We start from the raw sequence: 22,127 nt of genomic DNA, 5'->3' as shown, positions 1-22,127 counted from the left end.
CATACACAAAAGGTCAACACGCTCTAGTAAAAAGACCTGAGCGGCACACCAACCTCGCCGCTCAGTACTGTTAGTAGGTCGGAATTTATTCCGACAAAAACTCATACAATACAAACCAGAGCCTAACATTGCTCTGAAGCAGAGCTTTTCAGCCAACTGCCGGCGAATCAAAACCCAACCTGCACAGCCACCGCCAACAACACCAACGCAGTAACAATAAAAATGGCCCACAGCGGTAAAACAAATCTGGCCCATTGCGCCCAGCCCACATTGGCGGTAGCCAGATAAGCCAGTAGGGTGCCCGAAGTGGGCGTCAGCATATTGGTGATACCGTTACCAAATAAAAACGCCAGTACGGTGGTTTGTGCCGACACCCCGGATAATTGCCCGATAGGCCCCATAATCGGCATACTCACAGCTGCCTGCCCTGAGGTGGAAGGGATCAGAAAATCCAGCAGCAACTGGGCAAAGAACATGCCGCTGGCCGCCAGTGTCGGGCTACCTTCGCCAATCAAACGCACCAGAGAATGCACCACTGAATCCAGGATCTGACCTTTTTCCAATGTCACGGCCACAGCCGATGCCACGCCAATCAGAAAGCTGGCCAGCAACACTTTTTTCATCCCGCCGACAAAAGCATCCGCCGCGCCATTGGCCCCCAGTCCGCTAAGCGCAGCCAACAGTAAACTGACACCAATATAGTAGGCGGATAAGGCTTCATGCTTCCAATGCCATTGATTCGAGGCATAGACCAGAAAGCCAATGCTGCTAACAAGCACCATCAGCATCAGACTGTGACGCCAGGACAACCTGGCATGATTAAGTTCCAGCACAACTTGCTCGGCTTTTGCCTGGCGGCGGATCACCCATAGCATAAAGCCAATGCCAATCAGCAAAAACACCAGGTAACAGGCCAGGCGAAAACCAGCACCACTGAAAATCTGCAAACCGACCAGAGGCTGGGCAATGGTCAACGGCAGCGGATTAGACACCGATGACAAATACCCCACCTTGACCGAAATAGTGACAATGGCAAAGCCGATAATGGGGGCCATGCCCAAACGTGTGGCCATCGCCACCATCAATGGAATAACCAATAAATATTCCGATGCCAGCCCCAAGAAGGTGCTGCCAGCGGAAAACACCAGCATCAGCGTAATCACCAGCACATAAATATTACCTTTGACCAGGCTCAGCAATCGCTCCAGGCCTGCGTCCACGGCTCCGGCGCGAGTCAGAATGCCAAACATACCACCGATAATCAGTACCATAAAAATCAGCCCACCACCGCGTTCCAGGCCTTCGGGAATACTCATCAACAGCTCGGTGATGCTGACCGGATAGGCCCTGTCTGCCTCAGGTATATCGGAACGCAGCAAGTTGGCCAGACTGGTATCTTTGTCCAGCACCTGATAGGAGCCAGGCACCACCAGACGACCATCCCGCGCATAGCGCCCCGACTCAATAAAGTAGGTCATGGCACCAGCCAGCAACAAAATGCCCAGCAGAATAATCAGGGGATTAAGGGTTTTACGCTCAGATGGGTTTTCAGACATTATCCTGCCCCCCAAGGTTGTCGACAATATAATCAGCCATTGCCCCGGCGACCCGGCCCAGATCACGACGAAAATCATCGAATTTGCGATTTGGCACAAAGGCCTGTTCATCCATATACAGGGCGCGATTCAGCTCTATCTGCATACTGAAACGGCGCTTAGCCGGATTGCCATAATGGGTAACCAGATACCCACCTTTGTAGGGCTGATTGCGCACGACTTTATAACCCAGACTCACAAAGGCATCTTCCACTATCTGCACAAAACCAGGATCACTGCACAGACCATCGTTATCCCCCAGCACCACATCCGGGCGGGCTGCGCCACTGTCAATATTCATGCGGTTACCGGTGGATTTCATTGAATGACAATCCACATGCCAGACCGCAGAGAACTGTTGCTGCAGGGTGTCCAATTTGGTTTGCAACGCCTGGTGGTAAGGCCGGTGGAATTGCTCAATGCGCCTGACAATGTCTTCGATATTCAGTGGCGCATCGTACATCGGCACATCGGGCAGGGCATAACGGCGAATCAGGCCCATTCCCCGCTCACTGTATTTGCTGGGATTACATCCCGCCCAGGGGCGTTTCAACATGGCAGGATCAACATCATCAGGCGCCCGGTTTAAATCAATATACATGCGGGAATAATGAGCACTGAGCAGGCTTCCTCCTACGGCCAGCACCGGCGCCCATAAGTCATCCACATAGGCATCCCAGCCGCTTTTAAGTTGCGCTTCACTGGCCAGACAGCGAAAGTCATCTGGAAACAGGCTACCGCTGTGAGGTGAATCCAACACCAATGGCAGGGCTTCAATACAATCAGGTTCAGCCAAAGTATAGACATTGGTCATAAATCATCCGCGTCGTCTTTGGCCCCGTACGGGGCCAGTGGTTTACATATCGTAGCTTAACTGCAGGTAGAAAAAGCGTCCTACCGGGTTATAGGTGTTCTGATCGAAATTGATATTGGGGTTACTCAGGGAAATGGGCGGTTGCTTGTCAGCCAGATTATTAATGCCAAACTTCACCCGCATAGCCTCGTCAATATCGTAGCTGACCGACACATTGTGGTAGACCACCGTACCAATATGACGCTGTTCATCCTGGAAGGTCTCGGTGCTGTCGCCAATATGGCGCAGGTTGTAATTCAGTGCCCAGGGGCCCTGTTGCCATTTAGCAGAGAAACTGCCACGCCATTTAGGAAAGGCTTCACGTAAATAGGCGTTGCCCACTTTGTCTTCCACCTGCACAGTACCATCTGACAAGGTGGTACTGGTTTCAAACTCGCGCAGCCGCGACATATTCAGGCTGAAATCAACGTCGCCGCTGTCGGTGGCCAGGCCATAGCGCATCAGCATATCCATACCCGCGGTTTTAGTGCTGTTGAGATTCACCGGGCCATCCAGGATATTGTCTATCTCGCCACTGGCGGCACGGCTGATGACCTCGCAGTTACGCGCCTGGCTGGCACACAAGTCCAACAGATTTTGTGCGCCAAAAGTACTGATGGTGTTATCAATTTCAATATCGTACCAATCCAGGGTCAGGCTGAAGTCATCCATAAAGGTAGGGATCAGTACCAAACCAAACGATAGGTTTTCCGAGGTTTCCGGTTGCAGCAGGCCGTTGCCACCAGTGGTTAACTGCACATTGCTTTCTCCCTGACTGTAATCGGAAGGCACCCCTGTACATCCAGGCAGAGATTTATTCGCCGAACAAGGGTCGAGCACCGGCGCAAAGCTTTGCCGCTGGCCTTCATATAATTCCAGAATAGAAGGAGCACGGAAGCCTTCTGCCCAGGTAGCGCGCAATGACAAACCTTGCAGCGGCGAATAAAGTAATCCCACCTTGCTGTTCGTGGTGCTGCCAAAGGTACTGTAATCTGAGTAACGGCTAGCCAGACTCATCTCCAGCCGGTGGGCCAGCGGTGCCTCATCCAACAGCGGAATACTCAGCTCTATATAGGCTTCTTTCAGGTCGTATTCGCCGTCTGTGCCGGTGCGGGGCGCGGAACTGGTGGTCTGGTAAGTGTTCACCCTGGGGGCGGAATTAATAATATCGTCAGGCACATCCAGGCCACGCTCTCGCCGGTACTCAATACCCGCTGCCATGGCCAGGTCACCGGCTGGCAATTCAAACAGGCTGCCGGTGATGTTCAGGGTAAAGTCCACCTGACTGGCCTGGTTTTTATCTTTGCCGGTGAAATTAATATAATCCACCATCTCAGCGCTAAGGGTGTCAAACAGATTAACCGGCACACAACCGGCCGCCAGATCCGACACATCGGCGCTAATGCCGCTGCTGTCACAAGCCCGTAACCCCAGGGCCAGTTTATCCAGATGCACCTGATTATTGGACTTAAAGGTCCCTTCATTTTTGGCCCAGGATAGGAAACCATCCCAGCTCCAGCCATGGCCGATATTCAGTTCACCATCCAGGCCAACACCCAGTCGGGTGGTTTCCACCTGCTGTGCATTGATCCGGTAACCATTTTCCTGCATAAAGGATGTATGGCGAAAGTCACTGCCGCTGAATTCCACACCAAAGGGGTTTACCTGCGCATCATTGGCAATCACAAAACCCCGACTACCGCCCCGCACCGAGGATAAAGCCGAGGAAAACTGCTGATCCGACTCACGACTGTTGTACAGTGCCTCGACGCGCAAATTAACCGCATCAAAGGGCACCAGGGCCTGGGCATATAAAGACATGCGCTGACTGGGCCCCACCACATAATTGTTGTAGTAGCGATTAAACTGATCGTCAGCCGTGGCGGCACGCCAACTGCCGAGATTGTTACCATTGCTGTCGGGGTTGCGGGTAATGCCGGCGGTCGGAATGCTGAAGTCCAGAACCGAAGCCAGACTGCTTTCTCTGAACAAACCTTCTGGCGTGCCTTCCGACAAGCCGTTCAACGGGATTGCCGTCAGTTCACGGTCCTGAGTATAAATGGGCTTCTGGTCTGAATAGCTGGCAGCCACCATCAGATTACTGTCGCCAATATCTTTACCAAACAGCACATCCAGATTCAGCGTCTCTCTGTCTCCTTCACTGCTCTGGCCATAATAGGCTTTGGCACTGGTACCGACAAAATCGTTATGGGTATAGATGTTCACCACCCCGGCAATTGCATCGGCGCCGTAGATGGCAGTCGCACCATCCTGCAACACTTCCACTCTTTTAACGATGGCCTGAGGAATAGTATTGAGGTCAACAAAATCGCGAAAGCCGCGTGTGCCGGCACCATTTACCCAGCGATGACCGTTAACCAATACAAGCGAGCGGTTTTCACCCAGATTACGCAGATTCATACTGCTGCTACCGTGGCTGGTGCCCGCTGAACCATTGCTGTTTAAACTGGCTCCGACCGAAGGTAATTCCTGCAATACCTCGCCCAATGACACCGCCCCGGTCTGGTTTAAAGCTTCCAGATCCAACTCCTGCACCGGACTGGGGGTATCTCCCTGGCGCTTAATTCTTGAGCCCGTTACCGCGATAATCTCGGTATCGGCTGGTGTGTCGGCCACCGAAGTTTGTTGTGCCCAGGTCAGGGGTGAAAAGGCCGCACTCACGGCCAGGGTCAATATGGAAGGACGAAAGATACGCATAAACTGGTCTCCGGCTGTTGATAGGCATCTACAAGTGCCTTTTGATTAACAGTTTATTAACCCGCCAAAGTCATGCAATATTATGGAAATAACTAATCATTTCATTACATTTTGTTATTGATATGGGTACAGCAACTTCGCCAAAAGGCTTAGAAGGCCTGAGTTTAAAGAGCCTGGAAGCCTTTCGCGCCATTATTCAATCCGGTTCAGCCACAGCAGCTGCTACCAGTTTAGGCATCACGCAACCAGCAGTCAGTCGCTTGCTGGCCAGCTTTGAACAGCACGTGGGATTCGCCCTGTTTTACCGGGAAAAAAGCCGCCTGTTTCCCACCGAAGAAGCATTGGCTTTGTTTAAGGAAGTGGAGCTAACCCTGCAGGGCGCAGAGCGCATCAGCCTGTTGGCCAGAAATATCTTTAACTCAGACTTGGGATTACTCAAGATCGTGGCGCCAAATTCTTTTATCGCCGGCCCGCTGGCCGATGTCGTCGCCGACTTTATGCGCCAGCATCCCAGGGTAAATATCTCTCTGGATACCCATAGCCCGGCCACCGCCAGGGAGCTGGTAGCCCATCGTAGTGCTGATTGTGGCTTTATCCAGTTACCGGAAAATCATCCGGGCCTGCAGGTAGAATCCATGCTGCAAAGCCATACTGTATGTGCGTTATCGCCCGCCCACCCGCTGGCCAGTAAGGGGCGAATCGAAGTTCAGGATCTGCTTGGACAAAACCTGATCCTGTTAGGGAAGGGGCGCTACTCCCGTATGCAAATTGACAGTATCTTCCAGCAGGCCGGGGTGCCCATGAAGGTAAAGCTGGAAACTCACACCGTGGCCATTGCCTGTACTTTTGCCAGGCGTAACCTTGGGGTTGCTATCGTCAACGGCATGCTGGCCAGACAATATGCTGATAACAACTTGCTGCTGATACCTTTCGCCCCGGCCTTGATTTATGAGTATGGCTTTATCACCTCTGCCCATGCGCCGATGAGCAGACTGACCACGGCATTTTTTAATCACTGCCGCCAAAGCTTTGGCCGTATGCAGGACGAGCTGATACCCAAAGCTTAATGATAGGCTTCAGGTCAAACAGGGGCTTCTACAGACACTGTCTCAATGAGGCGACAGCATAGCCACCATTTAGAAAATACCGCCTTCGGTCCGCCAGGCCAGGCCCGCGCAGAGGTGCCAGAAATTTTGCGAGCCAAACCGCTTCCAAAGTTTGTGATACCCCTTCCACCCCAACAAATTTGTCGCCATAAAGAGACAGAATTATAAGTTTTTGCTGACTCGACTTCGCTGCTTGTCCTTCTTACACCGTTCCCTGCGACCATAAATGGCAAAAGCACACAGAATATAAACGCAGTATATTCAATTAGTTACAGGAACTTCTCGACAAATGAAGTGATTCAGAAGTCAGAAAAAATATTTTTCCCCGCTAGTTGGCCTCTTTTTTGCGATACACAGATCATTCCAGCATTTCTCTACTTTGTTCCAATCAGGGGACAGTATTTTCAGACTCGGGGGTAGTAAGCTTGAGTAAGTCTAAATTTCATCAATTAAAGACCAGGGCCTTTTTAAGTGTCGGCCTGCTGGTGGCGGTATTGCTGATCCTGACAACCAGTGTCAAGGCCCAGCAATTACCCGCTAATCAGGGCAAAAATAAACAGCAGGTACTTTTTGACCTGATGGCCAGCCGGGCCAAAGCCCTGGCCGCTCAGAGTTACAGCGCCGACAGCGAAGCCCTGCCAGACAGTTGGAAGTCGATGAGCTATTCGCAGTACCGGGCGATTCGCTTTAAACCTGAACAGGCACTATGGCATCAGCAGTCGTTGTTTGAAATCCAGTTTTTTCATCCTGGCTTCTTATATCAGCAGCCAGTGGAAATTGAAGAGATCAACAAGGATGGTATGAACAAACTGCTGCCTTTTGATGCCAGTCAGTTTAGTTATGACGCAGAGGCGGCGCCCCTGGCCGGACAACCTGCCAATAGTAAAGGGTACTCAGGTTTTCGTGTGCATTACCCGCTAAATCGCCCTGATTATAAAGACGAGGTAGCGGTATTTCAGGGGGCATCGTATTTCCGTCTGGTAGGGCCAGAGCAGATTTACGGCCTGTCTGCCAGAGGCCTGGCGATTGATACTGCAGAGAGCAGCGGTGAACAATTCCCACATTTTAAGCGCTTCTGGTTGGTCAGGCCGCAGCCCAATGACACAACATTAGTGTTCTTCGCCTTATTGGACAGCCCCTCGGTAACCGGGGCCTATCGTTTTGAACTGACGCCAGAAAGCGACACTCATATGCAGGTTACCGCACGCCTGTTTGCCCGTCAGGATGTTAAGAAACTGGGGATTGCACCGCTGACCAGTATGTTCTTCTATGGTGAGAACCGGGTCCGTTTTGTAGATGATTTTCGCCCGGAGATTCACGACTCAGACGGTGTGTTGATGCACACCTCCCATGATGAATGGATCTGGCGTCCGTTGAAAAACCCACGTCATTTGCAGGTCACCAGTCTGGCCGATGAAAATCCCAAGGGATTTGGTCTGGTGCAGCGCGATCGAAGCTTTGTGAACTATCAGGACACCGAAGCGAAATATCATCAGCGTCCCAGCATTTGGATCACCCCGCAGGGCAATTGGGGGAAAGGCCGTCTGGAAATAGTGGAAATTCCTACCAACAACGAGACCAACGATAACATCGTCAGTTATTGGGTACCTGACGCTCCGCTGCAGGCCGGACAACAACTGGAAATCAGCTACCAGCTATCGACCTTTGACAGTAAACGCCCCGAGCAAACCCTGGCCCAGGTCAGCCGAACCCGCATCGGCTGGTCAGCTTTACCGGGTGAGCAGAATCCGCCACCCAAGGCCGAGCGCCAGTTTATGGTGGATTTCAGCGCCGACAAACTGGCCAAACTCAATGCAGCCCAGCCCCTTCAGGCAGACTTGCAATTGTCTTGGGGTGCAATCCGCGATTTGACCACCAGCAAGCTGCCAAACGGAGACTGGCGGGTCTCCTTCAAGCTTAACCCCGCCGACCAAAAGCCTGTAGACATGCGTCTGCAATTGACATTACGCAACGAAACATTAAGCGAGGTATGGAACTATGTCTGGAATCCAAGCGACCTCAAATAACAGCGCAGCGGCGCAATCTAATCCGACTTGGCAGATCATTCTGAACCATAAGGCACTGCGTCAGTGGCTGTTTTTCCTGCTGGTCAGCACCAGTGCGGTGGCCGGTATTGGTATGATGACGCAGATCCTCAAAGCCAATGGCCTGACCGGTCTGGAGATAACACTTCTGGGCCTGTTTGCCATTGTGTTCAGTTGGATTGTCTGTGCTTTTTGGAGTGCTGTTATTGGCTTTGTACTGCAATGGCTGAACATCGATCCACTTAGTCTTAAGCCTAAACTGACAATACCTGCGCCAGACACAGCACCGCTCAGTCGCACTGCCGTGGTGATGCCGGTGTATAACGAAGATACCCGGCGCATTATGGCGGGCTTTGAAAGTTGCCTGCGTAGTTTGGCGGACAGCGGTCATCTGGCCCAATTTGACTTTTATATGCTCAGTGATACCCGCAACCCAGAACTGGCACAGGCTGAGCTGGACCACTGGCAAGCACTGCAGCAACGTCTGGGTAACTTGCGTCACCATGCATTTTATCGTCGCCGCGAAAAAAACGGCGAACGTAAGGTCGGTAACCTTAAGGAATTCTGCCAACGATTTGGTTACCGCTATGAACAGATGATAGTGCTGGATGCAGACAGCATAATGAGCGGCCAGACCATGTTACAGTTGGTGCACGCCATGGAGCAGAACCCCAATACGGGTCTGATCCAGACGGTCCCCATTCCGGTACGACAAACCACCTTGTTTGGTCGCTTCTTGCAATTTGCCTCAGAATTGTACTGCCCAATGCTGGCCACCGGCTTGTCATTCTGGCAAACCGACAGTGCCAACTACTGGGGCCACAATGCCATTGTCCGCATGCAAGCCTTTATGCAAAGTTGCGGCTTACCCAAACTGGATGGACCTGCGCCGTTTGGTGGCGATATCCTCAGCCATGACTTTGTTGAAGCCGCGTTGTTAAGGCGTGCCGGATGGGATGTATTCCTGCTGACCGATATGCGTGGCAGTTTTGAAGAGGTGCCCTGCAATATTCTTGACTACGCCACCCGCGACCGTCGCTGGGTACAGGGCAATATTCAGCATCTGGCGTTACTGGGTAGCCGGGGTTTGCATCTGACCAGCCGTTTGCATTTTCTGTTTGGTGCTCTGGCCTATATATCCTCGCTGTTGTGGATGCTGATGCTGGCGTTGAGTTCAGCCGATGCCCTGCTGCGCGCCACCAGCGACAATGACTATTTTCATCACACCTATCAGTTATTCCCCAACTGGCAGGTGGCAGAAACCGGTCTGATTAATGCGTTATTGATGTGTACCGTGGTGTTGCTGATGTTCCCCAAAGCATTGGGGGTAATACTGGCGTTGAAACAGCGACGCAACGAATTTGGTGGTGCCGCCACCTTACTTAAAGGGGCCATAGCAGAAGCCTTATTTGCCCTGCTAATCGCCCCAATCATGATGGTTTATCACGCCTTTTTTGTTCTTAGCGTGTTTTTGGGGTATCAGGTGAGCTGGAATGCTCAGGAGCGTGAAGGACGCATGTTAAGCTGGCGGGAAGCCCTACACCGCACCGCCTTACCCAGCGCCATCGCAGCCCTTTGGGCCGCCGTGACTTTTGTATTAACGCCATTGATGTTCTGGTGGATGGTGCCGGTGTTTACCGGTGTGATTCTGGCTGCACCTATAGTGCGTTATTCCAGCAGTCTCGGACTGGGGCGCTGGGCCAGGCTGAACGGTCTGTTTATCAGCCCCAGCGAAGCCATTGAACCTGATGAACTCAAACTACTGCGTATCCGCCTGGCAAATCTGCCCGCCAAGCCAGCGCGAGTGGATTGTGTACCAGCATTACCCGCAGAGCAGTGGCGGGAAATGCCCCTGCAAAGCTTTGATGATGTTCCACCGTCAGTCCTGGCTGAAGTCCGCAACTAAAACCTAAACCCATGCCATGCTCAGATGGCATGGGTTTTACCCTGTCATTGGTCTGCTTTGTCTTGTCAAAGGTAGCGTCGATAAGCCCATCTAAGTAGAATCCACGCGGCTAATGCTAAAGACAGAAAAGGACAACAATGAAGATAAAACAGACCCTACTGGCCCTGACACTTGGCCTGACAAGTACCTGCACTTTTGCACAAGACCGCCTGAGCATCGACGATATTCCCACTATTCAAGCTGTGATCCAGAGCAGTATCAGCCCAAACGGCAAATGGATAGCCTTTACCCGCTCGGTGCCCCGGGCCCTCTATGTGGATGACAACGGCAACAACTATGCCGAACTTTATCTGGTTGATGATAAAGGCGTGGAGCGCCCTTATATCACGGGCAAGGTCAATATAAGTCAGTTGCAATGGTCAGCAGATGGCACGCACATCTATTTCCTGGCCAAACTGGGTGATGACATGTACACCAACCTGTATCGCATCCCGGTAGATGGCGGTCAGGCGCAATTGGCACTCAGTCTGAAAGACCGCAGCATTGGCTCTTACCAACTGGCCCCCAACGGCAAGCAACTGGCATTGCTGGCCAAACCGGCCGCCGACAAATCCGAGAAAGAACTGAAAAAGCTTGGTTTTATGGCGGAAGTCTATGAGCTCGGTCTGAAGTCACAGCAGTTGTTTGTACTGGGGCTCGACCAGGCTGGTAAAGATCTGACGCCACAAGCCTTGGACATCAAGGACTATGTCAGTGATGTCAACTGGGCACCCGACAGCGCATCGTTATTGATCAAAACCCAGCCCAGCGCCCTGATTGATGACAAGTATATGAAGTCACAATGGCATCTGTTTGATCTGACCAAACAACAGGTCAGGCTGTCACTGGCCACAGAAGGCAAGCTGGACGAAGCCGAATTGTCTGCCGATGGCCGTTACATCGCCATTATCGGCGCCGAAGACAAACATGACCCGGCCGCCGGTCGTTTGTATCTGGCCGATGCTGACAGCGGTGAGGTCAAGGACTGGTTGCCTGGCTTTAAGGGCCACATCAGTGATATCCAGTGGTCTGCCAAAGGCCATGAGCTGAATTTTATTGCCGAAGTTGGCACCCAGAACTTTATCGCCAGCCTGAAGCCAGGCTCCAGCAAATACAAAAAACTGGTTAAGGAAGGGCAGTTTATTGCTTCCGGTCTGAGCATCGATGATAGTGGCAAGCGCATCGCGCTGCGCGCCCATAGTGCGGCACATCCCAACGAAGTATTTATGTTGCAAAGCGGTAACGTCCGCCGCCTGTCAGACTCCAATCCCTGGCTTAGCAGCAAGCGGTTGGCCAAACAAGAAACCATCCGCTTCAAGGCTGAAGACGGTGTGGAACTGGACGGTGTACTGATCTATCCACTGGATTACCAGGCGGGTCAGCGTTATCCGCTCATTATGTCGGTGCACGGTGGCCCGGAAAGCCATGATAAGGACGGCTGGTTGACCAACTATTCGCGCCCCGGCCAGATGGCCGCAGCTCGCGGTTATGCCGTGTTATACCCCAACTACCGGGGTTCCACCGGCAAAGGAGTGGCCTATTCCAAACTGGGCCAGAACGATTATGCCGGTGAGGAATTTAATGATTTAGTCCGCTTTAAGCAGCATCTGGTTAACATGGGTCTGGTAGACAGTAAGCGGGTTGGTATCACCGGCGGCTCTTACGGTGGTTACGCATCGGCCTGGGCCGCCACCAAGCTCACCGAACACTTTGCCACCAGCGTTATGTTTGTCGGCGTTACCAATCAGTTGTCTAAATTTGGCACCACGGATATTTCCAATGAAATGCATCTGGTACACGCCCGCTCTTACCCATGGGATAAGTGGCAATACTATCTTGAACGCAGCCCCATATACTGGGCAGGGCAGTCTAAAACCCCGCTGTTGATTATGCACGGCAAGGACGATCCCAGGGTACACCCCGCTCAGTCCATGGAGCTGTATCGCTATATGAAAGTGCAGGGCAAAGACGTGCGCCTGGTTTACTACCCCGGCGAAGGGCATGGCAATCGTAAAGTGGCTGCCCAGTATGATTACAGTTTGCGCCTGATGCGCTGGATGGACAACTATCTGATTGCAGGCAATACCAATATGCCGGATTATGAAATTGATCACGCCGCCAGACTTAAAGCAATAAAAGACCAACATAAATCATCAGACAAAATGTAAAGCAAAGGCGCCAATTGGCGCCTTTAACTTATTTAACGATACAAGGGGTACCAGGCACAGGTTTTCTGGCCATTACGCTCAAAGTAGAAGTTATAACAATTGGTGTCGTAGTTGTAGTTACCCACATCAATGCGATAGCCACTGATATATCGGTTATGCAGGGACACATACTGACCGTTATACAACAAGGAAAAATGCACATGTGGCCCACTGGATTGCCCGCCTTGGCATAAGGCCTGATTGTAATTACTGGCATACCGACCGATGTAGGCCCCCGCCGCAACATAGTCGCCGCTTTGATATTGCAGGCTAGACATATGGTAATAATTAGTGGCGTAACCGCTGGCATGAGTAATACGGATATTGCAGGAAGAATAACGGCTTACCGTACCCGCATGGGCTGCCTGCACCCAGGGCGTATTGCTGCCCCAGCCACCTGAGCCATTGTTGAAATCCAATGACGAATAGGGATACCCCGAACCTGTGTTGGAATGCGCACCACCACTGTACCAGGCATAACCTGAAGACCAGGGCAGGTTCATCGAAAACGCCTGAATCTGTTGGTCCCCTGCCCCGGCTTTAACCTCTGCATCGGTTAACAACAAACTCTCTTGAGGGGCATCAAACAGCCGGTTGTAAGTGGCAAGAAAGTCTCTCAAGGGCTGCGCGTGATCTGCTGACAATCTGGCTTTGCCCTTACCGCCAGGCTTTACAGCGTTTTGCAACAAACTGGCCAGGGCTAAGGTAGCTGAACTCACAGGCAAAGACACCTTGTCTGTTTCTGCCTGCAGGTGCTGATAAGCATAGAATCTGCGGCTTAGCTGACCGGCAATATCCCGTACCTGTTCAGAAAAACCAAGCGCATCAGACAAATTACCGAAAGGCCGCTGCAAGTCGGCTTTTTCCGGTGTACTGAGCATCTGACTTTGGTGCTCTATCAATGCCACCAACAGTTTGGGATTAATACTGGCAATCCCACTCCAATGCATAATCACATCCTGGTAATCCACCAGTGCAGGCACGCGCTGGGTAAAGAATGCAGACCAGTCTTCATTGAGCAATGCACCAGACAACACATACTGCGCGTCATCCAGCTCAATGGCTGGCAATCCGGCCAACTGCATCGCCAGTATTGTCTCTACCTGCACATCACCACCGGGAAAAAGTTGCTCTTCTGCAACGACGGGAGCGGCCATTAGCCCGGCCAGGGCAACCACTATGAGTTTTTTGTTCATCCTGAAATTTCCTTATGAACATGGTTTCCAATCCGGCCACTCTCCGGAGCGGCCGCTATCAACACGAACCGCATAAATACATGTATCAGGATCAGGTATAGCAGGTGGCCACAAACAAATAATTTAAACTTCAAATCTATACATAAGGGCTGCTTATCAGCCGCGCCAAAGCAAAAAAATTCAAATTTGTGACTTGTGGCCTATTTTTTCTTTGTTTTTAACTGTGCAATCATTAGCCACCAGGATGTCCACAAAAACACCGGGAATAAATGGTGAACGATAAAAGCGCGCTACTAAAACAACTGCAGATTAACCCTGAGCAAAAGCATGAACAAAAGGGCCTGAGTCTCTGGCATTTGCTGTTCGCGGTGCTGGCAAGTGCCGCCCTGACGTTCTGGCTGACCAGCTTTGTCAACCAGGATAAGACCGGCCCGGCTCCACAGATAAGTTCCGCACAGCAAACCAGCAATGCAGACACCACGGCGGCAAAACCAGTGACCACCAAAGCACCGGTAGAAAATAACAGCATCCTTAACTCATCTGGCTATATCACTGCCCGACGCATGGCAACAGTTTCCGCGGAAGTGATGGGGCTGATCACCGAAGTTAATGTGGAAGAAGGGATGCAGGTGCAACAGGGCGATGTGTTAGCAAGACTGGATAGTGCACTGGCAAAAACCGCCCTGCAACTTTCCGAAGCCCAGGTTAAAGCCTTGTCGGCCAGGCGTACTGCGCTGGATGCCGATCTGGAAGAAGCCAGACGTAACCTGAGCCGGGTTAACAACAACAGTTTTTCCAGCGAAGCCGAACGCACTGGCGCTGCCAGCCGGGTGCAAAACCTGGCGGCCAGCCTGCAAAGTGCCAGCGCCGAAATTGAAGTGGCCAGATTACAGGCCCAGAGCCAGCGCGAGCGGCTGGACGATCACACGATTCGTGCCCCGTTTTCCGGTGTCGTGACGGTAAAAAATGCCCAGCCGGGTGAAATTGTCGCCCCCACCTCTGCCGGTGGTGGTTTCACCCGCACTGGTATCTGCACCATAGTGGATATGGATTCGCTGGAAATTGAAGTGGATGTTAACGAAGCCTTTATCGGCAGGGTCAGCCCCGGTCAGCAGGTAGAGGCGACACTGGACGCTTATCCCGACTGGCGTATTCCGGCATCAGTTATTGCCATTATCCCCACCGCCGACAGGGCCAAGGCCACAGTACAAGTCCGTATTCGAATTGAAGTAAAAGACCCCAGGATCCTACCGGACATGGGTGTCAAAGTGGCCTTTATGAAGGCCTGATAGCAGCTGTCGATTTTGCCGGTTGCCAAACGACTAACCAACATCACAACACAAAACGGGAAAACAGCATGAGTGACGACAATTTATTTGAACTGAAAGCGGTCGCCAAGCGTTTCAAAAAAGGTAAGGAAACCATCAGTATTTTTGACGACCTGAATATGCATATAAAACGCGGGGATTTCCTGGCGATAATGGGGCCTTCAGGTTCGGGAAAAACCACCCTGCTTAACCTGCTGGGCGGTGTGGACCAGCCCACCAGCGGCGAGGTCAGCTTTGATGGAGCCCGCATCGACAGTTTAAGCGAGGGGCAACTGGCCACCTGGCGGGCCAACAACATTGGTTTTATCTTCCAATTCTACAATTTGATGCCGATGCTCAATGCCGCGAAAAATGTTGAGTTGCCACTGCTGTTAACCAACCTCAGCGGCAAAGAACGCCAGCAGCGCGTAGAAACCGCCCTTAAATTGGTAGGCCTGGCGGACAGAGCCAAACATATGCCCAGCGAAATGTCCGGTGGGCAGTTGCAGCGCGTGGCGATTGCACGGGCAGTGGTGTCCGATCCTAAATTGCTGCTGTGTGACGAACCAACAGGGGATTTGGATCGCAACACCGCCGACGAAATTCTCGAGATGCTGCAATTGCTCAATCGTGAGTTTGGCAAAACCATTGTGATGGTTACCCACGACCCGGCTGCCGCCCGTTATGCAACTCATACCCTGCATCTGGATAAAGGCCAGTTTGTCGATAAAGACGAGCCAGTACTGCAGGAGAAATCCGCATGAAGGACCTCTATCTGGTGTACAAAAACCTGACCCGCAAAAAATTGCGGCTGTTTCTCACCAGTTTCGCCATCTTTATCGCCTTTCTGATTTTCGGTGCCGTCACTGCATTGCAGGGGGCATTGAATTCAGGGGTGGAAATGTCGGCAGATAACCGTCTGGTGGTCTTCAACAAAATCAATTTTACCCAGTCCCTGCCCTATGCCTATGTCAATAAGGTCAGCGGCATTGACGGGGTAAAAGATGTGACCTTTGCCAACTGGTTTGGTGGCTATTATCAGGAACCAGCCAATCAGGTGGTTACCATGGCGGTAGATCCTGACACCTACTTTGATGTGTATGAAGAACTGCAAGTCGATACACAACAGAAAGCCAACTGGTTACAGAACCAGGCCGGGGTGATGGTGGGGGAACGTCTGGCGACAGTCAACAACTGGAAGATTGGTGACCGCATTCCTATTTCTTCGAATATTTTTTCCAACAAAGATGGCGGCCAAACCTGGGATTTAGTGGTGGAGGGCATTTTCACCGGCAAGGACCCGCAGGTGGACACCGGCTATATGGTGTTTCACTACAAGTACTTTATGGAAACCCAGAGTTGGGGCGGTGATTACGTGGGCTGGATAGTGCTGACCACAGACGACCCGGCCATCAACGAACAGGTGGCCAAGGCCATTGACGAGAACTTTGCCAACTCCCAGGCGGAAACCGACACCAGTACCGAGAAAGCCTTTAACAAGGCCTTTATCGAGCAAATCGGCAATATCGGCCTGATTATCTTTGGTGTGGTGTTTATGGCGTTCTTTACCATTTTGGTGCTGGTTGGCAACACTATGGTACTGGCGATTCGTGAGCGTACCAGCGAAATTGCAGTGCTAAAAACCCTGGGCTTTTCCTCACCCCGTATCTTTCGCATGATCCTGACCGAATCCTGCCTGCTGGCCTTTCTTGGCGGCCTGTTGGGATTGGGCGCGGCCTATCTGGCGGTAGGCGCCTTGTCTAAGATGATGGCGCGTTTTCTTCCGAATCTGGTGCTGGGTGAAGATATTATCCTGCAGGCGCTGGGCTATATGCTGCTGCTGGGTCTGATCACTGGGATTGCACCGGCCTACCGGGCGCTTCGTTTGAACATCATCACCGCATTTGCCAGGGGGTAATATGAGCCTGATTGCACAATCCAGTGCCGTAATTGGCATGAATATTAAGAGTTTGCCGCGCCGTTTATGGATGTCACTGGCCATGGTCCTGGCCAGCGCGGTGGTGGTTGCCGTACTGCTGGCCTTTCTGGCGATGGCCAAGGGTTTTGAAGCCACGTTACAAAGCGCCGGCCAGGAAGATGTGGCGTTTTTTATCCGTACCGGTTCTGCCGCTGAACTGAACAGCTCAGTGATGAAAGAGCAGGTTGACCTGCTGCGCGAAGCACCCGGCATTGCCAGCGATGAAAATGGCAAACTGGTTTCACCCGAGCTGTATGTGATTGTCGATGGCACCAAAAAAAGCAGCGGTACTGACGCCAATATCCCGTTACGTGGCCTGGAGCCGCAGGGCATGGCACTGCGTCACAACTTTAAACTGGTACAGGGCCGGCTGTTTACCCCAGGTACCGATGAGTTAATTGTTGGAGAAGGGGTATTACGCCAGTTTGAAGGCTTTGAACTGGGCAAAGAGGTGCGTTTTGGCAAGAACCGCTGGACAGTAGTCGGTGTATTCAGTACCGGCGGTAACGTGTTTGAAAGTGAACTGTGGGCCGACGCTAAAGTGATTCAGACCCTGTATAACCGCGGTAGCAGCTATCAGTCGGTACGCGCCAAACTGCAAAGCGGAGCCAGTCTGGAAGCGATTGAAGCCTATATCAAAAACGAACCACGCCTGAATCAGGAAGTGCAAAGCGAAGCCAAGTATTTCGCGGTGCAGGGCGAAAGCTTAAGCTATATGGCCATCTTTGGCCGGGTGATCAGCACCGTGATGGCATTGGGTGCCATGGCTGGGGCACTGAATACCATGTACACCTCGGTATCGGACCGGGCCAAGGAAATTGCCACCTTACGGGCCATTGGTTTTTCTAATCTGTCGGCCTTTATCGGTACTATGGCAGAAGCGTTGGTGCTGGCCTTGCTTGGCGGTGTGTTGGGGGCACTGGCGGCCTTCCTGCTATTTGACGGCTTAAGTGCGTCCACCTTAGGCGGTAGCTTTACCCAGGTGGTGTTCAGTTTTGAAATGAACGGCCAATTGGTGATGCAGGGTATCTGGCTGGCACTGGTGATTGGCTTTATCAGCGGCTTCTTCCCCGCCTGGCGGGCCACCAGTGTGCCAGTGGCCGTGGCATTTCAATCCAGGGGATAGAAAAAGGGCAGCCCCTTCCTATCCTGGATTTAAACCGCAGCCATCCTGAGCCTGAAAAGAAGCTCCTCACTCAGGTTGGCTGTGTTAAACCCCGGATAAAAACGCCCAACTAAATTTCCTTCAGGACCAATAATCGAAAAAGTGACGGAATGGGATACCTGGTAGTTATCCTTTTCAGGGGAAACCCTAAATTGAACTCCCAGGCTGCCAGCCAGCGCTTTCAACTGCCCCTCTGACCCGGTCAGACCGACAAAAGTTGGATTGAAAAAGCGGGCATAGTCGCCAACCTTTGCCAGAGCATCGCGGCCAGGGTCAACCGACACAAAAACATAAGCCATATTATGGTCAGCGGTGATGCGTACCAATTTTGCCGCCAGGTCTGCCAATTGGTTTAAACTGGTTGGGCATATGTCCGGACAGTGCATAAAGCCAAACACAACAATCGTCCAACGTCCTTGTAGGGCCTGATTATTAAATGCCGCGGTATCAGATTGCAGACTGAAGTTCTGTAACTGGCGAGGACTTTCCAGCCATTCAATACTCTGATACTCAAGGGGTTTGGGTACAACGAATGTTAGCGCCAGCGCCACAGCCATTCCCAGACTTAACATTGCGGCAGCGATAAGCATTTTAGTCATCAGCCCGCCTCCTGATACTGATAACAACCAGTCCCACAGCCAATATGGCAGGCAAGGTTACACCAGCAAAATCCACCACCAGAAATTCGGGCCCACATATGCCAACAAACACTTCCCAGAAATGAAAGATAGCGTGCCCTGCCAACCAGCATGCAGGCATCAGCCAAAGCTGAAATCTATACTTGGTGTATACCGCCCCACCAATAAAGGCAGCACCAATCAGCATGTAATTTATACCAATATCCCGCAGAAAATGCTGATTAAACGGGCCACGGTCTGGCACACCGGGTACCAACCAATACCAGGGCTCGGGGGCAATGCTCATAAAGGCACCATTAATCACCCCTGCCAGGCCTATCAGCACCGCGAATCCGCTGATTAGTCTGTTAACCATGCTGGGCCCCTATGACCGCATCAGGACCACGGCCTGGTGCCAATGAAGCGTCGTTAACCTGTACCTTGCTACAGGCGGTACCATACCCCAGAGAGTACTTAAGGGCCGGATAAACCCGGTATGAACTGATAGCAAAACCCAGAGTAATCAGCCCTCTTTGGCCCCACAGAGCCAATATCCTGTCACGTAAATCGTCCGCTTCAGGATTGTGCGCCAGCACAAACTCAGTGAATTGCATCACCATGGCGACATTGTCAGGCACATTGCTGAAGTCTCTGTCGATAATCGCGCGTACCATGTCCGGTTTAACCTTTGCTTCTAAGGCCATATCCACAACCAGTTGCGTGCATGGTCCGCAATCGTCCCAGATAATGGCCCTAATTCTGGCGGCATACAGCACTTCTGTCGGCAAGTTGCCTGAATGGGATGCCATCATCTGAAATCCCATAAACTTGCTGTAGGCGCCCAAATCTGCTTTAAGAATATCCTGCTGATAGCGAATGTCGTAGTCATAGCGCTTTTTTAGCGTCAGCAACATTTTGTTGAACATATACCTAAACATTGAATACTCCTTACCCGCTTCAGCATTCTGAGACGGGTACCTTGATGACAAAAAGTTAGTAAATATCAGAGGCGTCCGGGGTTGGCCGGCATTGGCTAGGATTGCTGCTTTTCCAGTGCCTTCACCGGCCTGAACAACATAAGGAAACTAACCAGGAAAATACCGGCAGCAGCATGGAGCATGGTTGTGAAACTGCCATCATCCAGCAAACCCGATGCCATCAGTGGTCCGGCTGCTAAACCGACAAGCGAGACCACTGCGGCAACCGATGAGAGTCGGCCGCTGCTGTCAAAATCAGCCGCAATAGCCAGTAAATAGGAATTCACCGCAGGCCAGCAGAAAAACAGCAAGGCCATGGCACTGATATAGATAAGCGGCGTCAGTTCTGATGCACTTAACATCACGGCCGCGACAATCGACAACGCAACACCGGCGGCAATCCAGTAAAAACGACCGAACTTATTACCACTGAGAATCGGTAACATAGCACCGGCAAGACCAAGTAAGCCGGTCATGGCGATATAGCTGCTGACGCTCTTATAATCCATACCTGCTCCCAGCCCCATCAGCTCCACATAAGCCCAAATCGCATTGGCGGCGCACAGGTAGAAAATGATGGCCAGCATCAACAACAGGGCATTTCCCCACCCAACTGACAATGCCATGGCTTGCATGGCTGACCTATTGCGCTGAGGAAGATCGGACAACAACATCAGAAAGATCAGACTTAGCAAAACAATGCCAGCCATCACGTAGAAAACCGCAAAGGTGCTTAGCATGTTCTCCAGTAATGGCAGCAGATATATAACCAAAGCGCCGATAACAAACTGCACAAACAGTAATGCACCAAAAGCACGATCAGGATTATTCAGGCGGGCCAGCACAGAAAATGCCACGCCCATACCCAGCCCGCCCAACACACCAGCCAGCAAGCGCATCCCGAGCATCAGACTATAGTCATCAACCCAAACCGAACTCAGGTCAATCAGCGCCAGGGTAGCAAAAGGGATGATAATGGCTGGTTTCCAGTTGATCCTGCGCACGAGGAAAACAGCACAGGTACAACCCAACAGGCCGCCAAACAGATTGACCGCCACAATTTGCCCGGCTTCTGTTTGATCAAATCCGATCCCACCGGCCAAAGCACTGACAACGCCGGGTAGAAAGTTGACATAAGCCAGTCCGGCCATCGCGATAAAAGCAAACAAAAAGTATCCGGCTGCACTTTCAGTAGAGATTTTTTTCAACATGGTTCCTCAAGCAATGCATCTGTTTTAATGTCGATAACTGACTTTATTCTTGCTGTGGAAACGGAAAAATAGCTGGCGCCCCCATTCAGTCATGAATACTATTCATGAATATTCCTGCCAGGATGCCGCAATGGACAAACTGCGTTTATTAGAACTGTTTCTGGCCACCTGTGATGGTGGTAGTTTTGCCGCCGCAGCGCGGGCCTGTAATACAGATCCTTCCACGGTGAGCAAGGCCATAGGTCGCCTGGAAAGCCAATTGGCTTTGACCTTATTTCAGCGCTCCACCCGACAATTGCGAATTACTGAGGCTGGCCAGCACTATGCTCTCACCGTGCGCAAGATGCTGCATGAATTGAGATCCTGTGAAAGCGATCTTAAACAGCTAAATGACTCACCAAGCGGCACGCTACGCATCAATGCAGCGGTTTGCTACGGGCATCTGTATCTTCGCCCATTGTTACCGTCATTCTGTCGCCGTTATCCCGGGATAAAGCTGGAACTTGAAATCAACGATCTGCATATGGATATTATTGATAACAACATTGATGTGGCATTGCGTACCGGCCATGTCAAAGACAGTCGTCTGGTAGCCCGCCGTCTCAGCCCTATGGATTTCCTACTTTGTGCATCACCACAGTATCTGCAAACCTATGGCACGCCGCGCCAGGCAGAAGATTTCAGACAACACAGTTGGATTGGTTTTCGCATTAAAGAAACGCAGCAATTGCAGCCAATCTTTCTGCCTAATGCGCAGGGCGAGTACATTCAGTATGAGCTGCAGCGCAAACATATTACCGATGACGGTGAAGCGATGGCACATATGTGTGCCGATGGCTTGGGATTTGCCCAACTACCGCATTTTCTGGCACAAAAAGAACTAAACAAGGGTGCTTTGGTATCGTTATACCCCTATTTCCGACCGCCTCAGGCTTACAATGGTGTATTTGCTATCTATCCGAAACGGGATTATTTACCGGCCAAAGTCAGGGTATTTATCGACTTTCTGACTAGGTCATTAGCAGCAAAAGGTGAAAGTACAAACCATACCTGGGCGGAAAGCTGGCCACCATTGATAGACTTCCGCGCTGGCAGCTAACAGCAAAGGGGAGTCAGCGCTGAAACACCAGCCCTAAACTCGGAAAGGCACAGGCAGTGAAACATTGCCTGCTATGGAAAAGCATAAGCCTTAATCAACCGCCTGATT

17 protein-coding genes are annotated in these 22,127 nt (G+C 51.6%); 9 read left to right on the top strand and 8 right to left on the bottom strand.

Annotation, left to right across the window (positions count from 1 at the left end; all coding sequences use genetic code 11):
- Nucleotides 1-167 precede the first annotated feature (167 nt).
- The 3 genes from CSR04_RS19235 to CSR04_RS19225 are packed head-to-tail and all read right to left on the bottom strand — an operon-like array spanning nt 168 to nt 5,166.
- Nucleotides 168-1,556, bottom strand: a complete 1,389-nt coding sequence (locus CSR04_RS19235) for a YfcC family protein (protein ID WP_102797957.1) — start codon at nt 1,554-1,556, stop codon at nt 168-170.
- Entirely contained in the window at nt 1,549-2,409 is an 861-nt protein-coding gene (locus tag CSR04_RS19230) for an N-formylglutamate amidohydrolase (RefSeq protein ID WP_102797956.1), read from the bottom strand. Before CSR04_RS19230 ends, CSR04_RS19235 begins: the two co-directional genes overlap by 8 nt.
- Nucleotides 2,410-2,451: 42 nt before the next feature.
- Nucleotides 2,452-5,166: a TonB-dependent receptor gene (locus CSR04_RS19225; protein ID WP_102797955.1), complete on the bottom strand. Its 2,715-nt coding sequence runs from the start codon at nt 5,164-5,166 to the stop codon at nt 2,452-2,454.
- 122 nt (nt 5,167-5,288) lie between these two features.
- On the opposite strand from CSR04_RS19225, the gene CSR04_RS19220 reads away from it, so the two are divergent.
- From CSR04_RS19220 to CSR04_RS19205, 4 genes are all read left to right on the top strand, one after another.
- Complete coding sequence (locus tag CSR04_RS19220) at nt 5,289-6,233, top strand: LysR family transcriptional regulator (protein ID WP_102797954.1); 945 nt, start codon at nt 5,289-5,291, stop codon at nt 6,231-6,233.
- 464 nt (nt 6,234-6,697) lie between these two features.
- On the top strand, nt 6,698-8,299 hold the full coding sequence (locus tag CSR04_RS19215) for an OpgD/OpgG family glucan biosynthesis protein (protein WP_102797953.1): 1,602 nt from the start codon (nt 6,698-6,700) through the stop codon (nt 8,297-8,299).
- On the top strand, nt 8,271-10,223 hold the full coding sequence (gene mdoH, locus CSR04_RS19210; protein ID WP_102797952.1) for a glucans biosynthesis glucosyltransferase MdoH: 1,953 nt from the start codon (nt 8,271-8,273) through the stop codon (nt 10,221-10,223). The genes CSR04_RS19215 and mdoH overlap by 29 nt, the downstream gene beginning before the upstream one ends.
- A 143-nt stretch (nt 10,224-10,366) precedes the next feature.
- Complete coding sequence (locus tag CSR04_RS19205; RefSeq protein WP_102798107.1) at nt 10,367-12,430, top strand: S9 family peptidase; 2,064 nt, start codon at nt 10,367-10,369, stop codon at nt 12,428-12,430.
- 32 nt (nt 12,431-12,462) lie between these two features.
- Here CSR04_RS19205 and CSR04_RS19200 read toward each other — a convergent pair whose 3' ends face one another.
- Nucleotides 12,463-13,665, bottom strand: coding sequence for a M23 family metallopeptidase (locus CSR04_RS19200; protein WP_102797951.1), 1,203 nt, complete (start codon nt 13,663-13,665; stop codon nt 12,463-12,465).
- 269 nt (nt 13,666-13,934) lie between these two features.
- Between CSR04_RS19200 and CSR04_RS19195 the strand changes: the two genes are divergently transcribed.
- From CSR04_RS19195 to CSR04_RS19180, 4 genes are all read left to right on the top strand, one after another.
- Nucleotides 13,935-14,954: an efflux RND transporter periplasmic adaptor subunit gene (locus CSR04_RS19195; protein WP_102797950.1), complete on the top strand. Its 1,020-nt coding sequence runs from the start codon at nt 13,935-13,937 to the stop codon at nt 14,952-14,954.
- 68 nt (nt 14,955-15,022) lie between these two features.
- On the top strand, nt 15,023-15,736 hold the full coding sequence (locus CSR04_RS19190; protein WP_102797949.1) for an ABC transporter ATP-binding protein: 714 nt from the start codon (nt 15,023-15,025) through the stop codon (nt 15,734-15,736).
- Nucleotides 15,733-16,890, top strand: a complete 1,158-nt coding sequence (locus CSR04_RS19185) for an ABC transporter permease (protein WP_102797948.1) — start codon at nt 15,733-15,735, stop codon at nt 16,888-16,890. Before CSR04_RS19190 ends, CSR04_RS19185 begins: the two co-directional genes overlap by 4 nt.
- Nucleotide 16,891: 1 nt before the next feature.
- Nucleotides 16,892-18,076, top strand: a complete 1,185-nt coding sequence (locus CSR04_RS19180) for an ABC transporter permease (protein WP_102797947.1) — start codon at nt 16,892-16,894, stop codon at nt 18,074-18,076.
- 29 nt (nt 18,077-18,105) lie between these two features.
- Here the strand turns inward: CSR04_RS19180 and CSR04_RS19175 are convergent, their stop codons facing one another.
- The 4 genes from CSR04_RS19175 to CSR04_RS19160 form a co-directional block, all read right to left on the bottom strand.
- Nucleotides 18,106-18,714 carry an SCO family protein gene (locus tag CSR04_RS19175; protein WP_102797946.1) on the bottom strand — a complete coding sequence of 203 codons (609 nt, stop codon included), beginning with the start codon at nt 18,712-18,714 and terminating at the stop codon, nt 18,106-18,108.
- Complete coding sequence (locus CSR04_RS19170) at nt 18,707-19,108, bottom strand: hypothetical protein (protein ID WP_102797945.1); 402 nt, start codon at nt 19,106-19,108, stop codon at nt 18,707-18,709. Before CSR04_RS19170 ends, CSR04_RS19175 begins: the two co-directional genes overlap by 8 nt.
- On the bottom strand, nt 19,101-19,670 hold the full coding sequence (locus CSR04_RS19165) for a hypothetical protein (RefSeq protein ID WP_102797944.1): 570 nt from the start codon (nt 19,668-19,670) through the stop codon (nt 19,101-19,103). The genes CSR04_RS19170 and CSR04_RS19165 overlap by 8 nt, the downstream gene beginning before the upstream one ends.
- 95 nt (nt 19,671-19,765) lie before the next feature.
- A complete protein-coding gene (locus CSR04_RS19160; protein WP_102797943.1) occupies nt 19,766-20,920 on the bottom strand; it encodes an MFS transporter in 1,155 nt (384 codons plus the stop codon).
- Between the two features lie 130 nt (nt 20,921-21,050).
- On the opposite strand from CSR04_RS19160, the gene CSR04_RS19155 reads away from it, so the two are divergent.
- On the top strand, nt 21,051-22,019 hold the full coding sequence (locus CSR04_RS19155; protein WP_102797942.1) for a LysR family transcriptional regulator: 969 nt from the start codon (nt 21,051-21,053) through the stop codon (nt 22,017-22,019).
- Nucleotides 22,020-22,127 lie beyond the last annotated feature (108 nt).

This window comes from Bowmanella denitrificans, assembly GCF_002887595.1.
GTDB lineage: Bacteria > Pseudomonadota > Gammaproteobacteria > Enterobacterales > Alteromonadaceae > Bowmanella > Bowmanella denitrificans.
Note: the sequence above shows the minus strand (reverse complement) of the source record. Positions and strands in the feature narration are given on the sequence as shown.

Excerpts from the sequence above, each read along its gene's own strand:
- CSR04_RS19170 (WP_102797945.1), bottom strand. The coding sequence starts at position 19,108 with ATGGTTAACAGACTAATCAGCGGATTCGCGGTGCTGATAGGCCTGGCA.
- CSR04_RS19155 (WP_102797942.1), top strand. The coding sequence starts at position 21,051 with ATGGACAAACTGCGTTTATTAGAACTGTTTCTGGCCACCTGTGATGGT.
- CSR04_RS19230 (WP_102797956.1), bottom strand. The coding sequence starts at position 2,409 with ATGACCAATGTCTATACTTTGGCTGAACCTGATTGTATTGAAGCCCTG.
- CSR04_RS19175 (WP_102797946.1), bottom strand. The coding sequence starts at position 18,714 with ATGACTAAAATGCTTATCGCTGCCGCAATGTTAAGTCTGGGAATGGCT.
- CSR04_RS19180 (WP_102797947.1), top strand. The coding sequence starts at position 16,892 with ATGAGCCTGATTGCACAATCCAGTGCCGTAATTGGCATGAATATTAAG.
- CSR04_RS19200 (WP_102797951.1), bottom strand. The coding sequence starts at position 13,665 with ATGAACAAAAAACTCATAGTGGTTGCCCTGGCCGGGCTAATGGCCGCT.
- CSR04_RS19160 (WP_102797943.1), bottom strand. The coding sequence starts at position 20,920 with ATGTTGAAAAAAATCTCTACTGAAAGTGCAGCCGGATACTTTTTGTTT.
- CSR04_RS19235 (WP_102797957.1), bottom strand. The coding sequence starts at position 1,556 with ATGTCTGAAAACCCATCTGAGCGTAAAACCCTTAATCCCCTGATTATT.
- CSR04_RS19190 (WP_102797949.1), top strand. The coding sequence starts at position 15,023 with ATGAGTGACGACAATTTATTTGAACTGAAAGCGGTCGCCAAGCGTTTC.
- CSR04_RS19195 (WP_102797950.1), top strand. The coding sequence starts at position 13,935 with ATGGTGAACGATAAAAGCGCGCTACTAAAACAACTGCAGATTAACCCT.
- CSR04_RS19185 (WP_102797948.1), top strand. The coding sequence starts at position 15,733 with ATGAAGGACCTCTATCTGGTGTACAAAAACCTGACCCGCAAAAAATTG.
- mdoH (WP_102797952.1), top strand. The coding sequence starts at position 8,271 with ATGTCTGGAATCCAAGCGACCTCAAATAACAGCGCAGCGGCGCAATCT.
- CSR04_RS19225 (WP_102797955.1), bottom strand. The coding sequence starts at position 5,166 with ATGCGTATCTTTCGTCCTTCCATATTGACCCTGGCCGTGAGTGCGGCC.
- CSR04_RS19220 (WP_102797954.1), top strand. The coding sequence starts at position 5,289 with ATGGGTACAGCAACTTCGCCAAAAGGCTTAGAAGGCCTGAGTTTAAAG.
- CSR04_RS19165 (WP_102797944.1), bottom strand. The coding sequence starts at position 19,670 with ATGTTTAGGTATATGTTCAACAAAATGTTGCTGACGCTAAAAAAGCGC.